This window comes from Actinomadura napierensis (genome assembly GCF_039529375.1).
Taxonomy (GTDB): Bacteria; Actinomycetota; Actinomycetes; order Streptosporangiales; family Streptosporangiaceae; genus Spirillospora; species Spirillospora napierensis.
Window position 1 is genome coordinate 34,169 of sequence record NZ_BAAAMR010000014.1, and the last position, 26,163, is coordinate 60,331.

The 26,163-nt window shown below is 72.8% G+C and carries 27 protein-coding genes; 10 read left to right on the top strand and 17 right to left on the bottom strand.

The window, feature by feature from the left end; translation table 11 throughout:
* Positions 1-49: 49 nt before the first annotated feature.
* Positions 50-1,297, bottom strand: coding sequence for a phosphoribosylamine--glycine ligase (purD, locus tag ABD296_RS10705; protein WP_344264266.1), 1,248 nt, complete (start codon positions 1,295-1,297; stop codon positions 50-52).
* Between the two features lie 434 nt (positions 1,298-1,731).
* Here purD and ABD296_RS10710 point away from each other — a divergent pair, with 434 nt between their 5' ends.
* On the top strand, positions 1,732-2,832 hold the full coding sequence (locus ABD296_RS10710) for a magnesium and cobalt transport protein CorA (protein ID WP_344264269.1): 1,101 nt from the start codon (positions 1,732-1,734) through the stop codon (positions 2,830-2,832).
* Here ABD296_RS10710 and ABD296_RS10715 read toward each other — a convergent pair.
* The 3 genes from ABD296_RS10715 to ABD296_RS10725 form a co-directional block, all read right to left on the bottom strand.
* Entirely contained in the window at positions 2,799-3,686 is an 888-nt protein-coding gene (locus ABD296_RS10715) for a glycerophosphodiester phosphodiesterase family protein (protein ID WP_344264272.1), read from the bottom strand. The genes ABD296_RS10710 and ABD296_RS10715 overlap by 34 nt on opposite strands.
* Before the next feature lie 75 nt (positions 3,687-3,761).
* The gene (locus tag ABD296_RS10720; RefSeq protein ID WP_344264275.1) at positions 3,762-5,045 is read right to left on the bottom strand and encodes an adenylosuccinate synthase; all 1,284 of its coding nucleotides are present in this window, start codon (positions 5,043-5,045) and stop codon (positions 3,762-3,764) included.
* 135 nt (positions 5,046-5,180) lie between these two features.
* The gene (locus tag ABD296_RS10725; RefSeq protein WP_344264278.1) at positions 5,181-5,600 is read right to left on the bottom strand and encodes a DUF3151 domain-containing protein; all 420 of its coding nucleotides are present in this window, start codon (positions 5,598-5,600) and stop codon (positions 5,181-5,183) included.
* A 154-nt stretch (positions 5,601-5,754) separates the two neighbouring features.
* Here ABD296_RS10725 and ABD296_RS10730 point away from each other — a divergent pair, with 154 nt between their 5' ends.
* The 3 genes from ABD296_RS10730 (at position 5,755) to ABD296_RS10740 (ending at position 7,618) form a co-directional block, all read left to right on the top strand.
* Positions 5,755-6,252 (top strand): SigE family RNA polymerase sigma factor, encoded by a 498-nt coding sequence (locus ABD296_RS10730; RefSeq protein WP_344264281.1) that lies wholly within the window; start codon positions 5,755-5,757, stop codon positions 6,250-6,252.
* Positions 6,253-6,272: 20 nt separating this feature from the next.
* A complete protein-coding gene (locus ABD296_RS10735; RefSeq protein WP_344264284.1) occupies positions 6,273-7,217 on the top strand; it encodes a CU044_5270 family protein in 945 nt (314 codons plus the stop codon).
* Between the two features lie 131 nt (positions 7,218-7,348).
* Positions 7,349-7,618, top strand: coding sequence for a helix-hairpin-helix domain-containing protein (locus ABD296_RS10740; RefSeq protein WP_344264287.1), 270 nt, complete (start codon positions 7,349-7,351; stop codon positions 7,616-7,618).
* 50 nt (positions 7,619-7,668) lie between these two features.
* Here ABD296_RS10740 and ABD296_RS10745 read toward each other — a convergent pair whose 3' ends face one another.
* The 3 genes from ABD296_RS10745 to fbaA all read right to left on the bottom strand — a co-directional run bounded on the left by ABD296_RS10745 (position 7,669) and on the right by fbaA (position 9,945).
* Positions 7,669-8,199, bottom strand: a complete 531-nt coding sequence (locus ABD296_RS10745) for a GNAT family N-acetyltransferase (protein ID WP_344264290.1) — start codon at positions 8,197-8,199, stop codon at positions 7,669-7,671.
* A gap of 81 nt (positions 8,200-8,280) precedes the next feature.
* Entirely contained in the window at positions 8,281-8,730 is a 450-nt protein-coding gene (locus tag ABD296_RS10750; RefSeq protein WP_344264293.1) for a winged helix-turn-helix transcriptional regulator, read from the bottom strand.
* 192 nt (positions 8,731-8,922) lie between these two features.
* Positions 8,923-9,945, bottom strand: a complete 1,023-nt coding sequence (fbaA, locus tag ABD296_RS10755; RefSeq protein ID WP_344264296.1) for a class II fructose-bisphosphate aldolase — start codon at positions 9,943-9,945, stop codon at positions 8,923-8,925.
* A 187-nt stretch (positions 9,946-10,132) separates the two neighbouring features.
* Here fbaA and ABD296_RS10760 point away from each other — a divergent pair, with 187 nt between their 5' ends.
* Both ABD296_RS10760 and ABD296_RS10765 read left to right on the top strand, forming a co-directional pair.
* The gene (locus ABD296_RS10760; RefSeq protein WP_344264299.1) at positions 10,133-10,861 is read left to right on the top strand and encodes a DedA family protein; all 729 of its coding nucleotides are present in this window, start codon (positions 10,133-10,135) and stop codon (positions 10,859-10,861) included.
* Between the two features lie 9 nt (positions 10,862-10,870).
* Positions 10,871-11,335, top strand: a complete 465-nt coding sequence (locus tag ABD296_RS10765; protein ID WP_344264303.1) for a hypothetical protein — start codon at positions 10,871-10,873, stop codon at positions 11,333-11,335.
* A gap of 55 nt (positions 11,336-11,390) precedes the next feature.
* Here the strand turns inward: ABD296_RS10765 and pyrE are convergent, their stop codons facing one another.
* Positions 11,391-11,927: an orotate phosphoribosyltransferase gene (gene pyrE / locus ABD296_RS10770; protein WP_344264306.1), complete on the bottom strand. Its 537-nt coding sequence runs from the start codon at positions 11,925-11,927 to the stop codon at positions 11,391-11,393.
* Between the two features lie 72 nt (positions 11,928-11,999).
* Between pyrE and ABD296_RS10775 the strand changes: the two genes are divergently transcribed.
* Positions 12,000-12,515 carry a lipase family protein gene (locus tag ABD296_RS10775; RefSeq protein ID WP_344264309.1) on the top strand — a complete coding sequence of 172 codons (516 nt, stop codon included), beginning with the start codon at positions 12,000-12,002 and terminating at the stop codon, positions 12,513-12,515.
* 6 nt (positions 12,516-12,521) lie between these two features.
* Here ABD296_RS10775 and ABD296_RS10780 read toward each other — a convergent pair whose 3' ends face one another.
* The 9 genes from ABD296_RS10780 to ABD296_RS10820 all read right to left on the bottom strand — a co-directional run bounded on the left by ABD296_RS10780 (position 12,522) and on the right by ABD296_RS10820 (position 23,975).
* Positions 12,522-14,099 carry an MFS transporter gene (locus ABD296_RS10780; protein ID WP_344264311.1) on the bottom strand — a complete coding sequence of 526 codons (1,578 nt, stop codon included), beginning with the start codon at positions 14,097-14,099 and terminating at the stop codon, positions 12,522-12,524.
* Between the two features lie 32 nt (positions 14,100-14,131).
* Positions 14,132-15,520 (bottom strand): alpha/beta fold hydrolase, encoded by a 1,389-nt coding sequence (locus tag ABD296_RS10785; RefSeq protein ID WP_344264313.1) that lies wholly within the window; start codon positions 15,518-15,520, stop codon positions 14,132-14,134.
* A 124-nt stretch (positions 15,521-15,644) separates the two neighbouring features.
* Positions 15,645-16,463 (bottom strand): PaaX family transcriptional regulator, encoded by an 819-nt coding sequence (locus ABD296_RS10790; RefSeq protein WP_344264315.1) that lies wholly within the window; start codon positions 16,461-16,463, stop codon positions 15,645-15,647.
* Between the two features lie 92 nt (positions 16,464-16,555).
* Positions 16,556-17,197: a tetratricopeptide repeat protein gene (locus ABD296_RS10795; protein ID WP_344264318.1), complete on the bottom strand. Its 642-nt coding sequence runs from the start codon at positions 17,195-17,197 to the stop codon at positions 16,556-16,558.
* A gap of 103 nt (positions 17,198-17,300) precedes the next feature.
* Complete coding sequence (locus ABD296_RS10800; protein ID WP_344264321.1) at positions 17,301-18,743, bottom strand: NYN domain-containing protein; 1,443 nt, start codon at positions 18,741-18,743, stop codon at positions 17,301-17,303.
* Between the two features lie 242 nt (positions 18,744-18,985).
* Entirely contained in the window at positions 18,986-20,407 is a 1,422-nt protein-coding gene (locus ABD296_RS10805; protein ID WP_344264324.1) for a sigma-70 family RNA polymerase sigma factor, read from the bottom strand.
* 263 nt (positions 20,408-20,670) lie between these two features.
* Positions 20,671-22,299 carry an alkaline phosphatase D family protein gene (locus ABD296_RS10810; protein ID WP_455363853.1) on the bottom strand — a complete coding sequence of 543 codons (1,629 nt, stop codon included), beginning with the start codon at positions 22,297-22,299 and terminating at the stop codon, positions 20,671-20,673.
* 49 nt (positions 22,300-22,348) lie between these two features.
* Positions 22,349-23,341 (bottom strand): NAD-dependent epimerase/dehydratase family protein, encoded by a 993-nt coding sequence (locus tag ABD296_RS10815; protein ID WP_344264330.1) that lies wholly within the window; start codon positions 23,339-23,341, stop codon positions 22,349-22,351.
* 58 nt (positions 23,342-23,399) lie between these two features.
* On the bottom strand, positions 23,400-23,975 hold the full coding sequence (locus ABD296_RS10820; protein WP_344264333.1) for a TetR/AcrR family transcriptional regulator: 576 nt from the start codon (positions 23,973-23,975) through the stop codon (positions 23,400-23,402).
* 102 nt (positions 23,976-24,077) lie between these two features.
* On the opposite strand from ABD296_RS10820, the gene ABD296_RS10825 reads away from it, so the two are divergent.
* The 3 genes from ABD296_RS10825 (at position 24,078) to ABD296_RS10835 (ending at position 26,161) form a co-directional block, all read left to right on the top strand.
* Entirely contained in the window at positions 24,078-24,863 is a 786-nt protein-coding gene (locus ABD296_RS10825) for an SDR family NAD(P)-dependent oxidoreductase (RefSeq protein WP_344264336.1), read from the top strand.
* A gap of 19 nt (positions 24,864-24,882) precedes the next feature.
* Positions 24,883-25,572: a hypothetical protein gene (locus tag ABD296_RS10830; RefSeq protein WP_344264339.1), complete on the top strand. Its 690-nt coding sequence runs from the start codon at positions 24,883-24,885 to the stop codon at positions 25,570-25,572.
* 79 nt (positions 25,573-25,651) lie between these two features.
* Positions 25,652-26,161, top strand: a complete 510-nt coding sequence (locus tag ABD296_RS10835; RefSeq protein ID WP_344264342.1) for a DUF6624 domain-containing protein — start codon at positions 25,652-25,654, stop codon at positions 26,159-26,161.
* Positions 26,162-26,163 lie beyond the last annotated feature (2 nt).

The window sequence follows — 26,163 nt, forward strand, 5'->3', positions numbered from 1 at the left end:
GCTGCACTCGCTCCGCGTGCCCGCCCGTGTGCTGGCTTGGCTGGAATGGTCAGGCTTGGGCGGCCTTGAGGGCTATGTCGGTGCGGTGGTGCGCGCCGGGCAGGGCGATCCTGGAGACGGCCTCGTAGGCGGTGGCGCGGGCCGCGGTGAGGTCGGGGCCGGTGCCGACGACGTTGAGGACGCGGCCGCCGCCCGCGACGAGCCGCCAGTCCGCGCCGTACTTGGTCCCGGCGTGCAGCACGTAGGCGCCGTCGACCGCCGCGGCCTCGTCCAGGCCGGTGATCTCCCCGCCCTTCACCGGCGCCGCCGGGTACCCCTCGGCCGCCACGACGACCGTCACGGCCGAGCCCGGCCGCCACTCCAGCGCGGTCTCGGGGTCGAGGCCGCCGATGGCGCAGGACTGGAGCAGCACCCCGAGCGGCGTCGCCAGCCGGTCGAGGACGACCTGGACCTCCGGGTCGCCGAACCGCGCGTTGAACTCGATCACCCGGACGCCCTGCGAGGTGAGCGCCAGCCCCGCGTACAGCACGCCCACGTACGGCGTCTCGCGGCGCCGCAGCTCGTCCACGACGGGCTGGACGACCCGGGACATGATCTCGTCCACCAGGCCGGGCGGCGCCCACGGCAGCGGCGTGTAGGCGCCCATCCCGCCGGTGTTGGGGCCCTCGTCGCCGTCGTAGGCGCGCTTGAAGTCCTGGGCGGGCAGCAGCGGGACGGCGTGCTGGCCGTCGCACAGCGCGAACAGCGACACCTCGGGGCCGTCGAGGTACTCCTCGATCACCACGCGCCCGCAGGCGGCGGCGTGCGCGGCGGCGACGTCGCGGTCCCGGGTGACGACGACGCCCTTGCCGGCGGCCAGGCCGTCGTCCTTCACCACGTAGGGCGCACCGAAGGCGTCGAGCGCCTCCTCCACCTGCACGGGGCTCTCGCAGACCCGGGAGTCGGCGGTCGGCACCCCGGCCGCCGCCATGATCTCCTTGGCGAACGCCTTGGACCCCTCGATCCGCGCGGCCTCCTTGTCGGGCCCGAAGCACGGGATGCCGGCCCGGCGCACCGCGTCGCCGACGCCCGCCATCAGCACCGCCTCCGGGCCGACCACGACCAGCTCGATGCCGAGCCGCCCGGCCAGCTCCGTCACCGCCGTCGGGTCCAGCGGATCGAGCTGGTGGTTGTCCGCGATCTCGGCCGTGCCCGGGTTGCCCGGGGCGCAGTGGAGGGCGGTGACGGCAGGGTCGCGGTGCAGGGCGCGGGCGAGCGCATGCTCGCGGCCACCCGATCCAAGGACGAGTACTCGCACGTGACGCGAGCTTACTGGTCCGGACGCACCGGTGTGGGTCGCGGTAAGACGGGCATAAGGCCCGGGCACAAAGGCGTTATGGACACTGCCGGCGGGCGGCGCGCGCCCCGCCGGGACGCCGGTGAGGCGACGGTCACACACGTCTCGCGTGAACCTTGCCGAACAGGCCGGCGTCCTAAATGTCGGCTGGTAAGCTGCGACGGGCTTGACACCCCGTAGTCGAGGTGCGCGAAAGGAGGTGGTCGGGATGAGTCCTGGTGATACTTGCAGTTCGCCAGAGAACCCTCACAGTCCGGACTGGACTGTCCATCCGTCCGCCTCCATCTGGCGTCCGGCCGTCGCCCTCGCGCGCTCCCCTCGCTGATCATGCTCCACTGATCGGACCTGGGTAGAGCGCGCCCCTGCGTGCGTGGCCGGCGGGTTAGGAGCACCTCATGGCCATGACACGAGTCCGTCCGGCGCGCGCCACCAAGTCGCTGTTCAAGACGCGCGGGCGAACCCACGGGGCACAGGTACGGGGGCGCGCCCGCGATTCCGCCGTCATCGACTGGGCCGCCTACATCGACGGCCACCGCGCGTCCACCGGCACCGTCGAGGACGCCGTCCGCCTCATCCGCGACGGACGCCTCACCCCCGACGGCGACAGCGCCGGCTTCGTCTGGGTCGGGCTGCACGAGCCGTCGGCCACCGAGCTCGCCGAGCTGGCCGAGGTCTTCGGCCTGCACCCGCTCGCCGTCGAGGACGCCATCCACGCCCACCAGCGGCCCAAGCTGGAGCGCTACGACGACGTCCACTTCGTGGTGATGAAGACCGTCGGCTACGTCTCCACCGGCCCGGACGCGGCCGAGGTCGTCGAGACCGGCGAGATCATGATCTTCTGCGGCCCGGACTTCGTCGTCACGGTCCGGCACGGCACGCACGGCGAGCTCGGCCCCGTCCGCGCCCAGCTGGAGAAGGACCCGGCCCGCCTCGCGATGGGGCCCGCCGCCGTCCTGCACGCCGTCGCCGACCGCGTCGTGGACGGCTACGTCTGCGTCGCCGACGCCGTCCAGGAGGACATCGACGAGGTCGAGGAGGCCGTCTTCTCGCCCGAGCGCACCGACGAGGCCCGCCGCATCTACCGGCTCAAGCGCGAGGTCATCCAGCTCAAGCGCGCCGTCGGCCCGCTCGCCGGCCCGCTGCGCAACCTGTCCGGCCGCCGCTTCGTGCCCGCCGAGATCAAGGAGTACCTGCGCGACGTCGAGGACCACCTCACCCGCGTCCGCGAGCAGGTCGAGGCCTACGACGAGCTGCTGAACCCGATCCTGCACGCGCACATGACGCAGGTGACGGTCACCGACAACAAGGACATGCGCAAGATCTCCGCCTGGGGCGCGATCTTCATGGTGCCCACCGCGATCACCGGCGTCTACGGGATGAACTTCGACTTCATGCCGGAGACGCACTGGCACTTCGGCTACCCGATGATCGTCGGCGCCATCGCCTTCATCTGCCTCACCCTCTACCGGGGCTTCCGCCGCAACGGCTGGCTGTAGCGCTCCGGGCCGGGGAAGCGGTCGGGGTAGTCGGTTACCAGCGCGTCCACGCCGTACTTGATGAGGCGGGTCATGTCCTCGGGTTCGTTGACCGTCCAGACGACGACGGGGAGCGCGGCGGCGTGGGCGTCGTCGACCAGGCCGGGCGTGGTGACGGCGTGCTCGGGGGACAGCGCGGTCGCGCCGATCGCCACGGCGGCGGCCACCGGGTCGTCGGGCGGCAGGCCGGCGAGCCAGCGCGTGCCCGGGGCGAGCGTCTTGCGCTCGATCAGCGCGGTGCGGCCGAGCGCCGGATGGTTGCGGCGGGCCTCCGCCAGGACGCGCCAGTCGAAGGCCAGGAGCCGGCTGCGGGCGGTCATGCCGGCCTCCGCCAGGACGGCGGCGACGGCCGCGGTGAACAGCTCGATCTCCTCGGCGGTCCAGTCGGGGTCGGTCTTCAGCTCGACGGCCAGGCCGACGCCGGTCGGCGCGAGGAGCGCGCACGCCTCGGCGAGCGTGGGGATCGGCGTGCCGGGCAGCGGGCGCTGCGTCCGCGCGAACGCGTCGTCGCGCTGCCGGACGCCCGCGTCGACCGTCTTGAGCTGCGCGAGCATCAGCTCCCTGACGGGCCTGCCGACATAGGGGAACGCGGGGTCGTCCGGCCAGGCGGGGACCGTGTCGGCGAGGTTCGCCGGGGACAGCACCTGGTCGTGGCCGAGGACGACCGCGCCGTCCGCCGACAGGCCGACGTCCAGCTCGATCACGTCCACGCCCAGCTCGACGGCGTGCGCGAAGGCCGGCAGCGTGTTCTCCGGGCGCAGCCCCCGCGCGCCCCGATGACCGTGCAGCTCGACGGTCCCCCCGATGGTCGTCACCGGGGGGACGCTACAGCCCGTCACCGAACCCCAGATGGAGGTTCGGTGAGGTGCGGGGGAACGGCGGGTCAGGTGTTACACCAGGGGACGCAGGGCGAGGGTCTGGTCGCGGCCGGGGCCGACGCCGATCGCGGAGATCCGCGAGCCGGACATCTCCTCCAGTGCCCGGACGTAGGCCTGCGCGTTCTTCGGCAGGTCGTCGAAGCTCTCGGCGCCGGTGATGTCCTCCTGCCAGCCGTCCAGGTACTCCAGGATCGGCTTGGCGTGGTGGAAGTCGGTCTGGGTGGCGGGCAGCTCGTCGACGCGCCGGCCGTCCACGTCGTAGGCGACGCACACCGGGACGCGCTCCAGGCCGGACAGGACGTCCAGCTTGGTGAGGAAGAAGTCGGTGATGCCGTTCACCCGGGACGCGTAGCGGGCGATCACCGCGTCGAACCAGCCGCAGCGGCGGTCGCGGCCGGTGGTGACGCCGTACTCGCCGCCGGTCTTGCGCAGGTACTCGCCCTGCTCGTCCAGCAGCTCGGTGGGGAACGGTCCAGAGCCGACGCGGGTCGTGTAGGCCTTGAGGATGCCGATCACGCGGGTGATCTTCGTGGGGGCGACGCCGGAGCCGACGCAGGCCCCGCCCGCCGTGGGGCTGGACGACGTCACGAACGGGTAGGTGCCGTGGTCGATGTCCAGCAGCGTGCCCTGCGCGCCCTCCAGCAGGACGACCTTGCCGTCGTCGAGGGCCTGGTTCAGCACGAGTTCGGTGTCGGCGACGAACGGTTTGATGCGCTCGCCGTAGGCCAGGTACTCCTGGACGATCGGGCCGGTGTCGATGCGGCGCCGGTTGTAGACCTTGGTGAGGACCTGGTTCTTCTCGCGCAGCGACAGGTCGAGCTTCTGGGTGAGGATGTTCGGGTCGAACAGGTCCTGCACCCGGATGCCCATCCGGTTGATCTTGTCGGCGTAGGCCGGGCCGATGCCGCGCCCGGTGGTGCCGATCCGCGCCTTGCCGAGGTAGCGCTCGGTGACCTTGTCGAGGGCCCGGTGGTGCGGCATGATCAAATGCGCGTTCGCCGAGATCAGCAGCCGTTCGCAGCCGATCCCGCGCTCCCGCAGCCCGTCGATCTCCTGCAGCAGGACGGCCGGGTCGATCACCACGCCGTTGCCGATCACCGGGACGACGTCCGGGGACAGCACCCCGGACGGCAGCAGGTGCAGCGCGTAGCTCTTGTCGCCGATGACGACGGTGTGGCCGGCGTTGTTGCCGCCCTGGTAGCGGACGACGTAGTCGACGTCGCCCCCGAGCAGGTCTGTTGCCTTGCCCTTGCCCTCATCTCCCCACTGGGCACCGACAAGAACGATGGCAGGCATGCCACTTTTCCTTCCCACGACGAAGGCCCCGGTCGCCGCAAGCGCGCGAAGGGGCCTCTTGCGATCAAAGCGTACCCGTACCCGGCCGTTAAAGAAACCGCACCTCACCGGCCGGGTACGCGTGCGACGCGTGGGTCAGCCGGCGAGGGCGTCCGCGGCGGCGGCGCTGCTGTCGCGCAGGAACGTCCGGCAGCGCTCGGCCTCGTCGTCCTCGCCGATGGCGGCGGCGGCGCGGGACAGGGCGTGCAGGGCGCGCAGGAAGCCGCGGTTGGCCTCGTGCTCCCACGGGATCGGGCCGTGGCCCTTCCACCCGGCCCGGCGCAGCGAGTCGAGGCCGCGGTGGTAGCCGGTGCGGGCGAAGGCGTAGGAGTCGATCACGCTGCCCTTGGCGAAGGCGCGGTCGGCCAGTTCGGCCCAGGCGCCCGGGTAGTCGGGGTGGCGCGCCGCGACCTCGAACGGGTCGACGCCGCTCTCCAGCGCCTCGCGGGCCTCGGTGTTGTCCGGAAGTTCGGTCGGAGGCGGGCCGCCGAGCAGGTTCTGGGTCATGCGGGTCATCGTAAGTCGACGGGCAGGGTCCGCATCAACCCGGGTCACGGCCGTGTTCCCGGCGGGCCCCGAAGCCGTCACCGGGCGTCCGGCTCCGCGTGACGTACCGCGCCCGCCGCGGCGTCTGTGGTGTAGAGGACGACGGACGACGCTGGGAAGGCCGATGGTCGAACATCCGCACGGGTTCCAGGAATTCGCCGCGGCGCACAGCGCCGATCTCTTCCGGACGGCGCGCCTGCTCTGCAAGGACTGGCACCTGGCCGAGGACCTGGTGCAGACGACGCTCGGGAAGCTGTACGCCTCCTGGCGGCGCGTCCAGCGCGCGGACAGCCCGGAGGCGTACGCCCGCACGGTGCTGACGAGGACGTATCTGTCGCACCTCCGCAAGAGCAGCAACCGGGAGACGCCCCGGGAACGGCTGCCGGACGCGGTCGCCGCCGAGTCCGACCGGGCGCTCCGGATGACCCTCCTCGACGCCCTCGCCGGGCTGCCCGCGCGGGACCGGGCCGTCCTGGTCCTGCGGTACTGGGAGGACCAGAGCGTCGAGGACGTCGCGTCCGCCCTGCGGCTGAGCCCGGGGGCCGTCCGCAACAGGTCCATGCGCGCGATGGCGAAACTGCGCGAGGCCCTCGGCGACCAGCTCGAGTCGCTGCACCGGTGAGCTTCGAAGGGAACGACGGTATGAGCTTCGAGAACAGGCTGGCCGAGGCGATGCGCCACACGGCCGAGACGATGGAGCCCCGCGTCGACGCGCTGGTGAGCGGGGGCATCGCGCGCGGGCGCAGGCGCCGGCTGCGCCGCGCCGCCGCGACCGGGACGGCGGGCGCCGTGGCCGTAGCCGCCCTCGCGACCGCGCTGGTCGTCACGGACGGCGACGGGTCACCGGCCGCGCCGTCCCCCTCACCGCCGGCGCGGCTGGTGAGCGCGACGCAGGTCCTCGGCAATGCCGCGCGGACCGTCCAGACGCAGCGCTGGACGAGGCCGCGCCCCACTCAGTGGCTGTACGAGAAGACGCTGGAGTACGGCATTGCGGCCGAGCACGGCCCCCGGCCGGTGACCGACGAGAACTGGATGCGGCTGGACGGCGCCGAGGACGCGGACATCCAGCACGGAAAGCTGGTCATGTACCGGCACACCGCCCGGGGCGCCGCGCTCGCGCGCAAGTCCTACGAGCGCCTCGCCGAACTGCCCACCGACCCGGGGAAGCTCCGTGCGGCGCTTGAGAAGGACTACACCGACATCCCACCGGACCAGCGGGAGTTCTCCGACCCCGACGCGCAGCTCTTCCGCACGGCCACGCAGACGCTGTGGGACTCCTCGCTGCGCGTCCCGCCGAAGACCCAGGCGGCCCTCTACCGGCTGATCGCCACGATCCCCGGCGTCCGCGTCGACCGGAACGTCACGGACGGCGCCGGCCGTCCGGCCATCGCGGTGTCGCGCGGCTACGGCCAGCGGTTCCTCCTCGACCCGGTCACGTACCGGATGGTCGCGCAGCAGACCGTCAGCAACGGCCACAACACCCCGACCTCGCGCTCCTCCGGAGGCGACCAGGCCCCGGTCGGCACCGTCATCTACTCGCTCACCCTCGTCACGACCAAGATCGTCAACAAGGCCGGCCAACGCTGACCCGCCGGTCCCGGCCCGCCACGCGCTCACGTGCGGACACCCCTGCTCACCACGCGCCGCATTGCGGCGGACGCGGGACATGTCCGATTCCTGCAAGCCCGGCCGGAGCCCGTCTATCTACGCTGACCTGCATGGAAGCCGAATCGAACCTCACCGGGCTGGTGAACGTGGGACGGGCGGTGGCCCGCTACTTCGAACGCATCGGCATCACCCGCGTCGAGCAACTGGCGGGCCGGGACCCCGTCGAGCTGTACGAGCAGATGTCGGCCGCCTGCGGGCAACGGCTGGACCCGTGCCTGCTCGACACCGTCATGTCCGCCGTCGACCAGGCCGAGGGACGTCCGGCCCGCCCCTGGTGGCACTACACCCCGGAGCGCCGACGCCTCCTCGCTCGGCACTAACCCACGGCCCGAATCACCCGTGGCCGGCGATGGCGCGGCGACCACGGTGGTCACGGACATGGGGTCGTGAGCGGGAGGTGGAAGCGGGCGGCGCCCTCTTCGGTGCGGGAGCGGGCGGCGGGCCAGCCGTTCCGGACGAACAGCAGCGCGCAGCGGTTGCTGAGGATGACGTCGGCGCCGAACTCGGTGATGCCGCGGCGGGCGGCGAGCTGGGTGAGGTAGCCGACGAGGCGGCTGCCGAGCCCGCGGCGCTGCCACGGATCGGCCACCAGGACGGCGATCTCCGCGTGCCCCGGCGCGCGGACGTCCCGGACGTACTCCGCGATCCCGACCATCTCGCCGTCCACCAGGCCGACCATGGCTTCGCGGTCCCAGTGGTCGAGGCGGTCCATGGCGGCGAGGTAGTGGTCCGGGATGCGCGGTGTGCCGGAGAAGAAGCGCGTGTAGAGGCTGGCCGTGGAGACGCGGGCGGACATCCGGACGAGCCGGTCGCGGTCGGTGGTCCCGTACGGCCGGATGCGCACGTCGTCCAGCGTCGCCCCGGCAATGTGGGCGACGCTGCGCACATTGAGTTGCTTCATGAAACCCATTGGACCGCAAGGGGGTTTCGTGAAGCAACTGTTGTCCCGGTGAACGGCCGGTGGATTCTCGGCCGGATGCCGCTACGCGCCCGGGCCCGGGCGGGGGTCGACGTCCGTGGGGCCCAGCGGGGCGCCGCAGGAGTCGCAGGTGAAGCGGGTGGTGAGGGTGCCGTCGCAGCCGCGGTGCCCGATGACCACCGGAGGCCCGTCGGGCGCGTAATGCCGGTCGCCCCACATCAGCAGGGTCATCATCGCCGGCCACAGCTCGACGCCCTTGCGGGTGAGCCGGTACTCGTGGCGCTCGGGCCGCTCCTGGTATGGGACGCGGCGCATGATCCCCTCGTCGCACAGCCGGGTCAGCCGGTCGGTGAGGACGTTGCGGGCCACGCCGAGGGCGTCCTGGAAGTCGTCGAAGCGGCGGACGCCCTCCAGCGCGCTGCGGATCACCAGCAGCGTCCAGCGATCGCCGACGACCTCCAGCGCGCGGGCGATCGAGCAGTTCTGGCTCTCGTAGGTGCGGGGCAGTGCCACGCCCCCGAGCCTACCGAGGTTTCGTCATAAAACGCACAGGAAGACTCGGCCTCCCACAGCCCCGGAAGACCGAACCCCAGCCCGCGTCACGGGCCCGCCCGACGACCAACAGGCCGTTTCACGCGGAGCGCCAGCGGAGCGGGAAACGGCCTGTTGGTCGCAACGGGGGTTCCAGGGGGTCGCCCCCCTGGGCTAAGCCAGCTTCTTGCCCGCCGACTGGAGGTTCTCGGCGGCCTGGACGATGCGGGCGGCCATCGCGGTCTCGGCCGCCTTGCCCCACGAGCGCGGGTCGTACTGCTTCTTGTTGCCGACCTCGCCGTCGACCTTCAGGACGCCCTCGTAGTTGCGGAGCATGTGGTCGGCCACCGGGCGGGTGAACGCGTACTGGGTGTCGGTGTCGATGTTCATCTTCACGACGCCGTAGGACACCGCCTCGCGGATCTCCTCCGGCGTGGAGCCGGAACCGCCGTGGAAGACCAGGTCGAACGGCTTGTCCTTGCCGTACTTGGCGCCGACCGCGTCCTGGATCTCCTTGAGCACCTCGGGACGCAGCTTCACCGAGCCCGGCTTGTACACGCCGTGGACGTTGCCGAACGTCGCGGCGAGGATGTAGCGGCCCTTCTCGCCGACGCCGACGGCCTCGGCGGTCGCGATCGCGTCGCCCGGGGTGGTGTACAGCTTCTCGTTGATCTCGTTGGCGACGCCGTCCTCCTCGCCGCCGACGACGCCGATCTCCATCTCCATGATGATGCGCGCCTTCGCGCACTCCTCCAGGAGCCCGGCGGCGATGTCGAGGTTCTCGTGCAGCTCGACGGCGGAGCCGTCCCACATGTGCGACTGGAACAGCGGCTCCTCGCCGCGCGCCACCCGCTCCTGGGAGATCTTGATCAGCGGGCGCATGAACCCGTCCAGCTTGTCCTTCGGGCAGTGGTCGGTGTGCAGGGCGATGTTCACCGGGTACTTGGCGGCGACGACCCGCGCGTACTCGGCGAGGGCGCTGGCGCCGACCACCATGTCCTTGACGGTGGACCCGGACAGGTACTCGGCGCCCCCGGTGGAGACCTGCACGATCCCGTCGCTCTCCGCCTCGGCGAAGCCGCGCAGCGCCGCGTTCAGCGTCTGGCTCGACGTCACGTTGATGGCGGGGAAGGCGAAGCCGTCGCGCTTGGCCTTGTCGAGCATCTCCGCGTAGACCTCGGGCGTTGCGATGGGCATTGTCAGCGTCCTTTCATACGCAGGGTGCCGCCGGGCATCCGGCCGGGCGGTAGCACCCGAACGACCGTCTACCCAGGTGAGCGGCCCGGGTCACACGGTCTCCGGTCTGGCATGCCGTCCGTGCTCAGTATCTCTTCGGGGCCCGCGTTCCGCCTAATCGCGACGGGCGGAAAGGTACCCTCGCGGTGTGGATCTGACGACGATTCCCCTTGACATCACCGAGTGGCTGCACCCGACCGCGTGGCTGCAGCTGTTCGGCACGTTCGCGACGATCGGCGTGCTCGCGATCATCTTCGCGGAGACCGGGCTGCTGATCGGCTGCATCCTGCCGGGCGACTCGCTGCTGTTCACGGCGGGGATCCTCACGGCGGTCTCGACCGTCAACGGGCAGGAGTTCCAGTCGCTGTCGCTGCCCTGGCTGCTGGTCGGCGGTCCGGTGGCGGCGATCGCGGGGGCCCAGCTCGGTCACTTCCTCGGCGCCCGCTACGGCCGGCGCCTGTTCGACCGGCCCGACTCCAAGCTGTTCCGCAGCGAGTGGGTGGACAAGGCCGAGTACTACTTCAACCGCTTCGGGCCGGCCCGCGCGGTGCTGCTGGCCCGGTTCATCCCGATCGTCCGGACGTTCCTGAACCCGCTCGCCGGGATGCTCGGGATGGACGCCCGCAAGTTCCTGGTCTGGAACGTCATCGGCGGGATCGTCTGGACGGACGCGCTGTTCCTGCTGGGCCACTTCCTCGGCTCCGAGGTGCCCGACATCGAGAGGTACATCCTGCCGGGCGTCGCCGTGATCCTGGTCCTGTCGGTCATCCCGATCGTCCGGGAGATCATGAAGGGGCGGCGCGGCGGTGGCAACGGTCCGAATAAGAATGAGCGTGAAGAGTCACGTCCGTCGCTCAGCAGTGACAGTTATCGCTAACCTCCCCATGTGGGACGTCATCGGTCGGACCCTATAGGTCTCGCGCGCATCGTGATCGCGGCCATCGCCGTGGTCTTCGCTTTAGCGCTTCTCGTGGTCGGCGGCATAGCACTGGTGAACGCGGTGTCCGGCTCGCCCGACAAGCAAGGTCCCTCGACGGCCGCGCCTCCGAGCGGCCAGAGCACCCCCTCCTCCCCTGGCACGTCCCCCTCCCAGAAGACCCCTGCGGCGAACGTCCCCCTGCTGATCGAAGTGACCGGCCAGGCCACGAAGGTGGTCATCCGGGTGCCCGACACGGGCACGGTGGTGCGCAGCGGCGTGCTGAACCCCGGCGACACCCTCCAGTTCGACGAGAAGACGCTCGACGTCGTCGCGAACAACGGCGGCTCGCTGCAGGTGACGATCTACGGCAAGGTGCAGCCGCCGCAGCCGGCGGGGCAGCGCGCCACCTGGTACGTCCGCCCGAAGAGCTGAGCCGGCCCGCCCAGGCCCGGCCCGCCTGGGCCCGGCCCGGCCGGGACCGGCCGGGCTAGGAGAGGCCGAGGTCGGCGACCTCGTAGGGGTGCCGGTAGGTCAGGCCCTCTTCGGCGATCCGGGCGGCGGCGCCGCGCTCCAGGATCGTCGCGACCGCGACGACCTCGGCGCCCGCCTCGCGCAGCGCCTCGACGGCGGTGAGCACGGACCCGCCGGTGGTGGAGGTGTCCTCGACGGCGAGGACGCGGCGGCCCGCCACGTCCGGGCCCTCGATGCGGCGCTGGAGGCCGTGCGCCTTGCCGGCCTTGCGGACGACGAACGCGTCCAGCCGGCGGCCGCGCGCGGCGGCGGCGTGCAGCATCGCGGCGGCGACCGGGTCGGCGCCGAGGGTGAGGCCGCCGACGGCGTCGTAGCCCAGGTCGGCGGTCTCGTCCAGCATCACCCGCCCGACGAGCGGCGCGACGGCGCCGTCCAGCGTGACCCGGCGCAGGTCGACGTACCAGGACGCCTTCTTGCCCGAGGACAGCGTGAAGTCCCCGTGCACGACGGCCTTGTCCTTGATCTCTCGCAGCAGTTCATCACGATCGCTCACATGACGAACCCTATTCATCCGCGGACCGCCGGCCGCAGCCGCCATGTAGCGTGGCCGCGGGAAGGGGGGCCCATGACGCCGGGAACCGTGGTGCTGCTGCACGCGCCGGGCGCCGCCGCCGCGTCCTGGGGCGACATGCCGGAGATGCTGCGCTCCTACGGGATGGACGTGATCGCGCCGGACGTCGCGGACGGCGACGGGGCCCGCTACGTCGCCCGCGTCTCGCTGATCATCTCGGCGGCGGGGCCGTCGGTGCCGCTCGTGCTGGCCGCGCACGGCGCAGCGGGCCCGCTGGTGCCCGCGATCGCCCTCGCGCAGCGCGCCGCGCACCGCCCGGTCGGCGGGTACGTCTTCGTGGACGCCGACCTGCCGCGCCCGCCCGGCCCGCACGACCACGACATGCCCGCGGGGCCCCCGGACTGGCCGGAGGCCCCTTGCGGCTATCTGCGCACCCACGCGGACCAGGCGGCTTTTCCCGGCCGCGACGAGACCGTCAGAGCGTCCCGTCTGCGCGGCTGGACGGTCATCGAGCACGAGCCGCCGATGGCCGCCGCCCAGGCCCTGAGCGAGCTGATAGCGACCCTGTAGGTGCCGTCAGGGCGCGTCCACCGGAGTCTCGCCACGCTTCGACCCGCGCAGCGTCAGCAGAGTGAGCAAGGCGGACGCCAGCGCCGCGGCTCCGCAGACGACGAAGCCGATGGAGTAGCCGTGGCCCACGGCGTCCAGTGCGAGCGAGTGGACGGGCTTGAGCGGCGGGGCGGCCGACGACGCGCTGTTGATGCCGAGCGGCCCGCCTTCGTGGAGCACTTCCGTAGCGGCGTGCTTGAGGCCGGCGGGCAGGGACGAGGCGTTCAGCGAGTCGGTGAACCCGCTGCTCGCGCGGCTCAGCGCCACGGCGCCGATCACGGCGGGGCCGAGGGTGAAGCCGAAGTCGCGCAGCAGGTTCGTGGTCGCGCTGGCCATGCCCTCCAGGTGGTGGGGGACGGTGTTGACGGCGGTCGCGGTGATCGAGGAGACGGTGACGGCGAAGCCGATGCCGACCAGCCCGAGCGGCAGGATCAGCGACGTCATGGCGCGGTCGCTGATCGGCAGCGTCGCCGTCCAGAAGTCGCCGGCGGCGATGAGGATCAGCCCGCCGCCGGTGAGCAGGCCGGGCGGGACCCGGTGCAGCAGCCGTTCGGTGACCGGCAGCAGCACGAGCGCGAGGCCGTTGAGCAGCAGGAACGCCATCGCGGTGTGCATGGGCGGCTGGTCCTGCGCGGGGCCGAGCCGGATGCTCACCGAGTAGGCGGTGCCGAGGAAGCTGAACATGCCGACGACCGCGACGATCGCGGCGACGGCGAAGGCCCGGTTGGCGAACAGGTCGAGCCGCAGCAGCGGGGAGCGGACGCGCAGCTCGGCGGCCACGAACGCGGCCAGGAACAGCGCGGCCAGCACGAACCCGCCGACGACGGGCGCGGAGCCCCAGCCGTCCTCGGGGCCCTGGATGATCGCGAAGAGTAGCGCGAACAGGCCGAGGCCGATGGTGACCTGCCCGGCCGGGTCGAGGGACCGGCCCTCCGGCGCGCGGGAGTCGCGCGCGAGCACGGTGCTGACCACCGCGCTGAGCACCGCGGCGACCGTGACCACGATGAACGACCAGCGCCACGAGCCGTAGGTCGCGGTGATGCCGCCGAGCAGCGGGGCCAGGAAGCCGCCGGTGGACAGGGACGCCGCCCACAGCGCGATGACCCGCGCCCGCTGGGTGGTGCCGCTCGTCCCGGCGGCGAGCATCGCGAGCGAGGTCGGGAACAGCGCGGCGGCGCCGAGGCCGGCCAGCGCCTGCCCGGTCCACAGCTGGTGGACGCCGGAGCTGGTGGTGCTGACCAGCTCGCCGACCGCCATCAGCCCGGCGCCGCCGATGAGCAGCCGCTTGCGGCCGAACAGGTCGCCGAGCACGCCGAAGGTCAGCTCCAGCACGGCGACCGGCAGCAGGAACGCGTCGGAGATCCAGGTGAGCTGGGAGCCGACGGGGTGCAGGTCCTTCTGGAACAGGCCGTTGAGGGTCGCCGGGATCGCGATGCCGATCTGCGCCAGGCAGACCGCGACGCAGCCGGCGATCAGCGTGCCGAGGGCGAGGGCCGTGCCGGGCGCCGGCGTGGAGCGGGACGAGGTCTCCGCGGTGGTGGACACGTGAACTCCTGAGGGGGTGGACGATGCGGGATTCAGCGGCGCGCGCCGACCAGGACGCCGGGCCGGTACCGGACGAAGGCCGCGCCGTCCAGGCCGAGCGCGAGCGCGCCGCGTTGGAGCTCGGCGGCGGTCGTCCCGGTCCAGCGTCCGGTGGTCACCCGGTGCTGGACGGCGTGGACGGCCGCGACGGTCTCCGCCGTGGTGAAGTTGCAGTGGCTCTGCCGGGCCACGTACGCCTGGCGCAGCAGTGCCGAGTCGCCGGCCGCCCGGACCCACGCGCCGAACGCGTTCTCCTGCTCGACCGGCACGAGCTGGTCGGACGTCGTGTGCACGTCCAGCAGCGGGACGCCGAGGCCCTGGCCGGCGGTGGACGTCCGCCGCAGCGACCGGACGGCGGCCGGGTCGGCGGTGACGCCGGCGCCCTTGGTGAGGCTCGTCAGATCGGCCTTGAGGTTCAGCCCGGCGGACCGGTAAAGGGCGCTGACCTGCTTGGCGTGCGCGGACCGCCGCAGCAGCGTGGTGTAGTCCACGCCCCGGTTCCACGAGGTGTTGCCGCCGGCCGACAGCTCGACCTGGTATCGCGCGGTCGTCAGGAAGGACAGCAGGCCCTGGGCGAACCAGGCGTACTGCTGCTTCTCCTGGCCCGCGTAGTCGTCCTTGGCGGGCGGCTGCTGGTCCGGGGCCCAGTCGGCGAGGTTGAGGTAGGCGGAGGCGAGCGCGATGCGGGCCCGTCCCTGCGGGGTGGCCTGCGCCTTGGTGACCGCGTCGGTGAGCTTCACGCCGAGGGCGGCGGCCTCGTCGGCGTCGGAGAAGCCGACGAGCTTGTTCCGGCCGCCCGGATCGAGCAGCGCGGATATCGCGTACTCGGCGTCGAGCTGGTAGTTGTCCAGGTCGACGCCGCCCGCGACGAGGCCGCACAGGCCGAGCGCGCCGTCGACGCGTCCGGCGCCGTCCCGGGCGATCTGCGCGTTGATCAGTCCGCCCATGGACTGGCCGACCGAGATGACCTGACGGGGCCGTCCGGCGGCGGCGCGGAAGGCGTCGATCGTCGCGAACTGGTCGCGCTCGGCCGACTTCAGCGCCCACATCGAGCCGTTCGGGTCGTAGGACGAGCCCGCCAGCGCGTACCCCTCGGCCAGGAGGGCGGTCCGGGCACCGGGGCGCGGCGCGTCCTGGGCGACCAGCGGGCCGAAACCGTGGCTGAACAGCAGGAGCGTGCCGTTCCAGCGGGCGGGCACTTCGGCGGTCCAGGTGGCGCCGTCGGCGAGCTTGCCGGAGTGCGAGACGGTGCCGTCCGCCGCCGCTGCGGACGGCGTGGCGGCGGCCGAGGTCGCGGGGGCGACGAGGGCGGGCGCGAGGGCGAGGGCGGCGCCGGCGACGGCGAGCCGGCCGGGACGGCCGCCAGGGCGAAGCAGGGACATGGGGGCTCCTGATGAGGGGGAGCGAGCCGGACGGTCGCCGCGAATGTACGTCCGAATCTTGACGGCTGTCAATAATGTGACGAACATCGGCACATGCCGGACCCCGAGCCGATCACCAGGGGTTTCAGTCGAGCGGGAGGGTGTCCAGGATCCGGGCGGCCTCCGCCGCCGCCGGCGGCGCCCACCGCTCGGCGAGGCCGCGGAACACCGCCTCCGCCCGCACCGCGGGCCAGTCCGCGGGCAGGTGCTCGGCCGGCAGGTGCGGGTCCCGGCGGACCAGTTCGAGCCAGTCGCTGTGCAGGACGAGCTGCCGCGCGAGGTCGTCGGGCAGCCCGGACGCGGCGTCCGGTGCGTCCCAGCGATCCACGAACGCCTGGTAGCGCGCGCCCATCGCGGACACGTCGAAGGCCTGCTCCAGCACGTCGCGGACCTCGGTCGGCGCCAGCACGCTGCCGCCGAAGACCCGGATGTGGGATTCGAGGCCCAGCCCCGCCACCGTCCCGGCGACGTCGACCAGGCCGGGCGCCACCCACAGGCCGTTCTGCAGGGGGCCGAAACCCGCCCAGATCAGCCGGGACCGCAGGTCGTGCCGCTCGCGCCGCCAGTCCTCCGGGAGCGAGAACCCGACCAGCGTCCACTGGCCGTCCCACCGCCGGTTGACCACGCCCGCGCGCCAGATCCGCTCCCGGCCGTCCTCCAGCACCCCGACGGCGTGCGGGGTCAGCGCGAAGTACATCTTCCGGCCCTGCCGGTGCCGCTCCAGGAGCCCGCGCTTGACCATCCGGTTCAGCGACGTGCGGACCGCATGCTCCCCGATCCCCACCCGGTCGAGCACCGTGATGACGCTGCCCGAGGACACCGCGACGGGCCGGCCCAGCAGATGCACGCCGAAGAACGTGAGCATCACCGGCTGCGCGCGCGCCTCGGCGGCGGATTCAGGCATCCCCACAGGGTAAGGGGCCGCCCGGATCACCGGTCGCGCGCGCCCGCCCGCACGAGGCGGTCAGCCCTTGAGCAGGTCAGTCCTCGAGCGGGTCAGTTCTTGAGCAGGTCGTCGAGGAGGGCGTCGTAGTCGTCCTCCTTGCGGCCGAGATCGACCCGGGCGCGGTACCGCAGGCGCAGGAGCGCTTCGAGGCTGTCCTCGGCGAGGGCGACGTCGTCGGGCCCCGGAGTGAGGGACTCCTCCTCGGGGACGGGCGGCTCGTCGGGGTCGCCGATGCCGGTGCCGACGGCGCGGTCGCGCAGCGCGAGCACCACGTCGGCGCCGTTGGTGGCCCAGTCGTGCGCGCCGGACGCGTCGCCCTGCGCGTAGAGCACCTCGGCGACGGTGCGGTACACCTCGGGGTCGCGCGGCCGGTCTGCGCGGATCTGCTCGACGAGCGTCCGCGCCTCGTCGGCCCTGCCCAGCTCGAACAGCGCGTCGGCCAGGTAGGCGCGCGGGTCGCCGTACACCTCGCCGCCGTCCTCCAGGGCCCTGCGGTAGGCGTCGGCGGCCTTGGCGTGGTCGCCGGCGTGCTGCCACTGCTCGCCGGCGCGCAGCAGCACGTTGGCGCGCGACACCCCGCCCGTCACCGACTCGGCCAGCTCGGAGAGCCGCTTGGCAGCCGAGATGTGATCGCCGGTGCGCAGGGTGTCGAACTCCAGGTCGTCGAGATCGTCTTCCGTCACATGCGTCACGGTTCAACGCTACCCGCCGGGGCCCGGCCGAAGCGGGCGAATCACTGATGATCGTGCATTACCCGCCCGTAAGTGGCCGGCGGGTGCCCGGCGGGCGCGGTGCTCACCTGCGGGAACGTTCGAGGGCGTCCCAGAATCCGCGGCGCAGCGCGTGCCGGACCTCGTCGTGGAGCAGGAAGTCGATGGGCAGCGAGGAGCCCTGCAGCAGCCGTGCCTCCAGGTCGGACGGCATGCGCGGCTTGCGGGCGAGGACGGCCTCCAGCCACAGCGCGGGCGCGTCGCGGGCGACGGACTCGCCGAAGTCCTGGCCCTCCTGGTGCGCGGCCTTCACCGCGTCCGAGAGCGTCGGGGTGTTCTGCTGCGCCGGGACGGGCGCGATCTGCTGCGGGCCGGTGTAGGGGCCGTGCGGGCGGCTCGACGGCAGCGGCGACGGGCCGGACGACTGGGGCGGCAGCGTCTGCGGCGGGGGCGGCGGCGACGGGGACGGCACCGGCGAGGACGAGGTGTACTGCGGGCCGCTCAGCGGCGGCTGGCCGCCCGCCGGCGCGGGCGCCGGGGCCTGCGCCGACGAATAGCCGGCCGATGGCGGGGCCTGCAGCGGCGAGGACGGCAGCGGCAGCCCACCGGAGTTCATCGAGGACGACGAGCCGTACGAGGGCGACGGCGAACCGAACGACGAGCCGAGGCCGCCACCGCTGCCGGGAAGGGGCAGAGGGCCGGTGGGCACGCCGGTGCCGCCGCTGCCGCCGCCCAGCCCCCCGCCGGACGAGCCCGACGAACTCGACGAACTCGACGAACCGGACGAGCCCAGGCCGGACGCCGCGGGGCTCAGCGGCGGCTGCCCGCCGATCGGCGACGAGGGCGGCGGGCCGTTGTGCGCGGTGGTGTGCAGCGGGCCGAGCGGCGCGCCGGCGCCGCCGGGGCCGTGGCCGTTGGAGCCGTGCCCGTTGGACAGCGGGCCCGCGCCGAGGGCGTGTGCCCCGGTGGAGGAGCCGACGCCGCTGTCGATGCCGGTGAGCAGGTTGACGTAGGGGCGCAGGTGGCCGGAGCCGATCTCGATGAGGTCGTCGCACTCCTGCCGCAGCACCCGGGAGATCGTCCAGTTGCCGTCGACGGCGACGTGCACGACGGTGACGCGCAGGCCGAGGTCCTGGGCGTCGGAGACGACCTGGGCGAGGTCCTCGTCGCCGCTGACCACGACGGCGTCGGCGAGCGCGCCGTTGCGGGCGAGGGTCATCAGGTCGCGGTGGATCTCGGTGTCGACGCCCTCGCGGCGGCCGGGCCGGATGCGCCCGAGGCGCAGCTTGAGGCCGGGCAGGTCGGCGAGCGCGTCGTGCTCGGGGGCGCGGCGGCCCTCGACGGTCGCCTCGTACCAGTAGCAGCGCAGCAGGGGCATGCCGGTGCGTTCGCGCGCCAGGTTGCTCAGCAGTTGCAGCAGCCCGCCGAAGTCCCACGAGACGGTCTCGCGATGGCGGGTGCCGTGCACCGCCATGGCGCCGTCGGCCAGCAGGTAGCCGGCGTCTACGAACAGCGCGCAGCGATCCATGCGACACCGCCCTTCCTCTACACGGGAGCTCACAGGCCGGCGTAGTGACCTCGGGCGCCTATAGCGTAGTGAAGCCCGTCAGCCCCGTAGGCCAATACGGCGATTCGCACTCTTTCATGGCATACCGCCGGTTCGCGACTCCCCAGTAACGACAAACTGGGAACCGCGGCGGACGCTACCAGCCGGTGCCGCCCCGCCCCGCCCTTCCCCATGATCTTTACGGGAAGGAGCAGGTCGCCGGTTCAGCCGTAGGGCGACCGCGACCGTGTCTTCAACCGCCCATGGGGTCGGCCGTCCGCGAGGACGGGCGCCGTCACCTGAGGCGGGATGCCCGCGGGCGGCCCGGCGCCGACCTCGACGCGAACACCGCCGCCCGTCCCGCCGCCGATCCCGGCGCCGACATCGACCCGGACCTCGCGGCCGACCCGGACGTGCACCCCGGCGCCCTGCCCCGCGGACCCGACCGCGACACGGACGAACAGCCCTTGAGGGCGCTTGTGCACATGAGGTGCCGGCGGACGCGCGTGCGGGTGCTTCTTCGGCGGCCTGCGGACGGGTTTCGCCGGGACGTGCGGCTTCGGCCGCGGCGCGGGCCGGTGCGCCACGGGCTTCACCATCACCACCGGCGGTGGCGCGACAGGCTGCGGCGCGGGACGTCTCGCGGGCGGCTTCGCGGGCGGCTTCGCGGCCGGCGCGGCCGCGCCGGCCTGGACGGCGGCGGGCGGGTCGTGCGCCGGCCGGAGCGGCTCCTCGCCGGACACCAGCATCATCGCGGCGGCCACCGCGGCCGCCACCGCCACCGCGCCGCCGCCGGCGAGCGCCTGCTGCTGCCGCTTCGGCAGATGGCGCAGCCAGGTGAACAGGCCGCCCTTGGACGCCAGCGCCATGCCCGCCGCCGTGCCGAGCACCAGCGGGCCGAGGGCCTCGCGCAGCGCCGCGTTCACCTCGGCGAGCTCGGCGCACACCGCCTTGCAGTCGGCGCAGCCGTCGAGGTGCCGCCGGACCCGGCGGGCCTCGCGCCCGGCCAGGCCGCCGCGCACGTACGAGCCGAGCTTCTCCAGCGCCGGGCGGCACTCCCGGCGCGCGTCCGGCAGGGCGTCCATGTGCATCTGCAGGTACGCCTGCCGGAGCCCCTCGCGGGCCCGGTAGGCGAGTGCCGCCGCGCCGTTGGCGGTGAGGCCGAGCAGCGGCGCGACCTCGGACGGCTTCGCGCCCTCGACCTCGGTGTGCCAGAGCACCTCCTGCCAGCGCTCCGGCAGCGACCGGTACGCCCGGACGATCATCGACCGCTCCAGTGCGGCGACGGCCGGGTCCTCGAAGGGGGCGCCCTCGTCGAACTCCTCGATCCGGTCGGTGCGGTGGACGCGGCGGTCCGCGCGCGCCCGGTCGTACACCGACCGCCGCACGGCGGTGAGCAGGTAGGGGCGGAACCCGCTGTCGGGGCCGCCGCCGCGCCGCAGCATGCCGAGGACCTTGGTGAACGCGTCCTGCACGGCGTCCTCGGCGGCCGTCGCGTCGGCGCCGCCGCCGGTGAGGTGCCGGGCGAGGCGGCGCGCCGCGTCCACGTGCCGCTCGTAGAGCGTCGCGTACGCCGACACGTCGCCGTCCCGGACCCGGGAGAGGAGCGTCGCGTCGCCGGCTCCGGTCGTGGCGGGCTCCTCCACCGTGGCCTCCTCACCGGCGCGCCGTCATTGGCGGGCTTTTCGCTCCACCGATGCTAGCTCATTGTGATGCCTTGACCACACATTGTGGCTCACGCCGGGACTCGACACGTTCGATTTCGCGTAACCGCGTCATGGACGGCCCTTTCCGGCGTTGGAGGGGCGTGGGCCGGTTCCCCAGCCGCCCGCCCGGGGTGCGCCCGTTCCGGCGAGGGGGCTGAACGGGTGCACCCCGCTCCGTGCGTCGGCGCGGGTGGAGCGCCTGGTCAGCGCGTGATGGAGGTGCGGCCGAGCTCGGTGAGGGCGGTCTCGGCGTGCGGCGTCTCCCACTGCACGGTGCAGTTCCTGCCGGTCAGCTCGATCGTGGCGATGGCGTTGTCGAACCACGGGCCCTCGGTCATCCGCCACCGGAGCGGCGGTGCGGGCACCTTGGCCAGCTTCGCCAGCGCGCGGAACGGTCCGCTGACGCCGCGCAGCGAAGCGATGCGGTTGGCCTGGCGGTACGTGCCGATCAGCGGGTTGCGCAGCGGCGAGCACACGATCTGCGCGATGTCCGACGCCGTGCCGGGGGCGGTGACGCGGGAGAGGTAGGAGTAGTGGACGTCACCGGAGAGGAAGGAGATGCTGGCCGGCGCGGGACCCCGCTCTCCCTTCCCGACCGCGATGACGTCCTCCGCCACCTCGCGGAACGAGCGCTCGAACGCCGCCCAGTGCTCCAGGTCGGCGGCCTGCCGGATCTTCTCCCCGACCACGGCGGCGCGCCGCCCCCACGCGCCGCCCGCGACGGCCTCGTTCCACGACTCGGCGTGGTGGACGGTCCGGGGCAGCAGGTAGGGCAGCGAGCTGGCGATGAGCAGGTGGTCCATGCCGCCCTGGCACTGCTCGTCCAGCCAGCGGAACTCCCCGTCGTCCAGCATCCCGCGCCGGTCGGGCGTCAGCAGCCGGGAGCAGCGGCTGTCGACGACGATCAGCCGGGTGCCGCCCCAGTCGTGCGCGTAGCTCCACCGCATGCTGTCGGGCTGCTTGTCGGCGCGCTCGGCGAACTCGTCCAGCACCTCGCCCGCGTCGCCGCCGCCCTCGGACGCCCCGCGCACGGCCGCGAGGAGCGGGTCGGACGCGCGTTCCTGCGGCGACATGTTCCCGAGGTGCTGGTAGATCCAGTACGAGCCGATCCCGGCGGTGATCCGCGACCGCCACCACGGCTGCGCCCACATCTGCTGCCGCCAGGTGTAGGAGGTGTTCCAGTCGTCGCGGATGTCGTGGTCGTCGAAGATCGTGAAGGTGGGGACGGTGGACAGCAGCCAACGGACGGCCGGGTCGTCGTGCCAGGCCAGCTTGTACAGGTGGGTGTAGTCCTCGAAGTCGGCGGCCTCGTCGACGGGCGGCTCGCCCTCGGCGCGCCGGCTGTTGATGAACGCGCGCATCTCGTCGGTCAGCTCGTCGGCGTAGACCTGGTCGCCGACCATCAGCAGGACGTCCGGCCAGGCCACGGCGTCGCCGCCGGTGCGGAGCCGGTGCGCGAACGCGGTGAGCGCGTCGTGCCCGAACCGCTCGGCGGTGCCGGGGGAGCGGCGGCACGACCCGAACGAGATGCGCAGCGTCCCGTCCGGGTCGAGCGTCCTGATCTGGCCGGGCGGGTAGTCCGACCCGGGTTCGGGCCAGACCGTCTCGCCGTCGATGACCACTTCGTAGGGGATGCGCGCGCCGGGCTCCAGGCCGTCGATCTCCACGATCGCGTAGTGGTGGCCGTGCGCGGTGAACGTGCGGGCGCCCGCGTCCAGCCCGTGGTCGGCGTTGACGACGCGGACCTCGCACGGGCGGTCGGTCTCCACCCAGATCGTCGCCGTGCGGTCGCTCACGTGCCGGAGATGGGGGCCGAGTGCCAAAGCGGTCATAGAAGGTCTCTCTAGCGGAACCCGGCACTTCGCGTCCACCCCGTGGCGGTCAGTGCTGGACGACCTCCAGGAACGCCGCCTCCGTCTCGGGGGACAGTCCCACCGTGGGACGGTCGGGACGCTGCGGCGCGTGTCCGCCTATGGATTGCAGCCATGTCCAGGTGTCTTCCACTGTCTCCTCTATGGGACGGCAGCGCAGGCCGGTGCCGAGCGCCTTGTCGACGTTGCCCTGCTGCAGGGTGTCGTAGGTGTCGCCGGGCGGAAGCCAGATCGGGAGCTGCGTCCACGGTTCGATGCCCGCTTCGAGGATCGCCTCGGGGGACGCCCATAGGAACTCCGCGTCCGATCCCGTCGTGCGGGCGCATGCCGTCAGCAGTCCGCCCATCGTCGTGTGCCCTGGCGGACTCATCAGGTTGTAGGGGCCGTTCAGCTTCTGCTCGATGGCGTTCAGCGTCCAGATGGCGAGGTCGCGGCCGTCGATGTACTGGATCCCCAGGTCGCGCGGGCCGGGTGCCAGTACGCGCCCGCCGCGCGCGATCCGCGTCAGCCACCACGGCAGGCGCCCGATGTTCTCGTAGGGGCCGAGTATCAGACCCGCGCGCACGAGCAGAGCGCTACTGCCGAAAGCGTCGAGCGCCGCCAATTCTCCGCCGCGCTTGGCCTCCGCATAGGGGACGTCACCGTCGTCCATGGAGCCCTCTACGACGGGGGCGTCCTCGTCGGCTCCGGCCGGTGTCGGGAACGGGTGGACGGACCGGCTGGAGATGTAGACGTACTGCCCGACCCGTCCTTTCAGCAGCCGCGCGGCGTCGCGGACCACGGACGGTGCGGCCGACCAGGTGTCGATGACCGCGTCCCATTCGCCGTGGGCGAGCGCCTTGAGCCCGTCTTCCGTGGTGCGGTCGCCGTGCAGGGCGGTCGCACCGTCCGGCGGCTCGTGGTGGCCGCGGTGGAAGACGGTCACCTCCCAGCCGCGTGCCAGCGCCTCCTCGGTCGCGGCGCGCCCGACGAACTCCGTCCCGCCCAGCATCAGAAGCCTCATGGCAGGGACTGTACGAGCCGTACATTACGTACGGAAGCTCTGGCTGCTCTGAGCGGAATCACACGGCCCGCTCGGGATGCGCGGCGAAGCCCCGCAGCAGCGTGTCCACGACCCGCGTCGCCAGGACGCCCGGCTCCTTGCCGTCGTCCCCGGTGCTGGCCTCGTGGATCAGCGCGTAGTAGACGCGCCGCGCCCACGCCAGATCGGTGTCCGCGCGCAGCGCCCCCGCGTCCCGGGCCCGCCGGAAGAGCTGCTCGCACCTGGCCTGGACGTCGGCGTGCACCCGCGCGACCTCGGGGTCCGGCGAGGCCGAGGCCCGGGTCATCCCGAACCCCCAGCCGATCTTGACCTCCAGGACGCTCGCGGTGACCTGGTACAGCGCCACCACCGGCGGCGCGTCCTCGACCGGCACCGCGTCGACGGCCTCGGCGAACCGCCGGGTGGCCCAGGCGGCGAGCGCGTCGATCAGCGCGTCCCGGGTCGCGAACCGCCGGTGGACGGTCGTGCGGGCGACGCCGGCCGCCTCCGCGATCTGCTCCATCGTGGCGGCCGGATCGGCGGACAGGACCTGCTCGGCCGCCTCCAGGATCGTCCGGACGGTCCGCTCCGCATCCGCACGCAACGCTCTGCTCACGCCGAAACAGTACAGCAAAGTTCCATCTAACGAACTACTTGCAACATTGATGATGCATCTACTAGCTTGAGCGCATCATCAGTGATGCATGAAGGAGTTCTCATGGACCTGCGAATGACCGGCAAGACCGCCGTGGTGACCGGTGCGAGCAAGGGCATCGGCCTCGCCGCCGTCGAAGCGCTGACCGCCGAGGGGATGCGCGTCGTCGCGGCGTCCCGCACCATCACCCCCGGCCTGAAGGAGACCGGCGCGATCACCGTCGCGGCCGACCTGTCCGCGCCGGACGCCCCCGCCCGCCTGATCGAGACCGCGCTCGGCGAGCTCGGCGGCATCGACGTGCTCGTCAACAACGTCGGCGGCGGTGACGGCGGGGGCATGGCGGGCGGCTTCCTGTCCTTCGACGACGCCGCCTGGCAGGGCACGTACGAGCTGAACCTCTTCGCCGCCGTCCGCACCACGCGCGCCGCGCTGCCGAGCCTGCTGGAGCGCTCGGGCGCGATCGTCAACGTCTCGTCCAACGGCGCCCGGACCCCGCACGTCGGCCCCATCCCGTACACGACCGCGAAGGCGGCGCTGACCGCGTTCGGCAAGGCCCTCGCCTCGGAGTTCGGGCCGCAGGGCGTCCGCGTCAACACCGTCTCGCCGGGCGCCACCCGCACCGCCATGTGGGAGTCCCCGGACGGCTACGGCGCCGAGCTGGCCGCGGCCCTGGGCGTGGAGCAGCAGCAGCTCATCGGCATGATCCCGGACCGGATCGGCATGCTCACCGGCCGCCTCGTCGAGCCCGCCGAGGTCGCCGCCCTCATCGCCTACCTGGCCTCGCCGCTCGCCGCGAGCACCACCGGCACCGACCACCTGATCGACGGCGGAGCGGTCAAAACCGCCTGAAGAGGGATAACGTCGAAGTGTGGGCTTCGACATCGTCCGCGACCTGCCGCCGGCACTCCACGACCGGGCCGCCGCCTGGACCTACCTCATGGGGTTCGCCGAGAGCTGGGGAACGCCCCTCGGCGCGGACGGTGGCGCGCCCGAAGCCGAGCTGGCCGAGGCCGAGGAGCGCCTCGGCCTCCGGCTGCCCGCCGCCGTCTGCGAGGCCTACACGCTGCTCGGCCGCCGTCCCGACCTGCACAGCAACCTCAACACGCTGCTCAGTCCGGGCGAGCTGACCGTCGAGCACGGAGCGGTGATCTTCCGGGACGAGAACCAGGGCGCGGCACGCTGGGGCGTCCTCCTGGACGATCTCGACCAGGAGGACCCGCCCGTCCACGTGCGGGAGGACCTGGCCGACAAGTACCTCGAACTCTGGGAGCCGTGGCTCGACCGCTTCTCGGTGGCCGTCCTGGACATCGTCCTGTCGGAGTCCACGCAGGGCCCCGAGGGACTGTGCGACTTCCGCGAGCTCCACGAGGGCGAGGACGACGAGCTGACCCGCCGCTTCACCCTCCTGCCGTTCCCGGCGGAGTACCAGAACTTCTACTTCGCACGGGGCGTCCTCATCGCCGACGGCGGGGGCGACGTGCTCTGCGTCCGCGCCCGCGACCCCGAGACCCTCGACCGCTTCCGCGCCGAATTCCCAGGCCACTGGCTCAACGCCTGACCAACGCCGTCCCCCGCCCCAGGCACACCGTCCAGATGTGGACCCCGGCCCGGCGCCCGGCCGGGGTGATAGTGGGCTGGTGGATCGGAGACTGCAAGCGGATCTGTTGCGCCGGGCCGCCCGCGACCAGAGGGTCCGCGAGTCGACCCCGCGGACCTCCATCTCTCCTATCAAGGCCCTGCGCTTTCTCTGGGTGGACGACAGGAACGCCGCCTGGCTCGATCGCGTCGTCCGGCGGCGCGGGTGGCCGGGGATCTCGCTGGTCGGAACGGAGGCGGCCCACGCGGCCTGGCTGCTCGCCCAGCACGCCGACCGGCGGCGGCAGGCGCAACGCCGTTTGCTGGGGGCGCTGCTGAAGGCGGTCGAGCGCGGCGACGCCGATCCCAAGGACCTCGCCTACCTGGAGGATCGCGTCCGGGTCAACGCCGGCCGCCCCCAGCGGTACGGCACCCAGTACGGCATGACCGCGGCGGGATTCGGCCCGCAGCCCATCGAGGAGCCCGACGGCGTGGACGACCGCCGCGCCGAGTTGGGCCTGCCGTCCATGGCCGAATACGACGCCGAACTACGCCGCCACCTCGATAACTGACC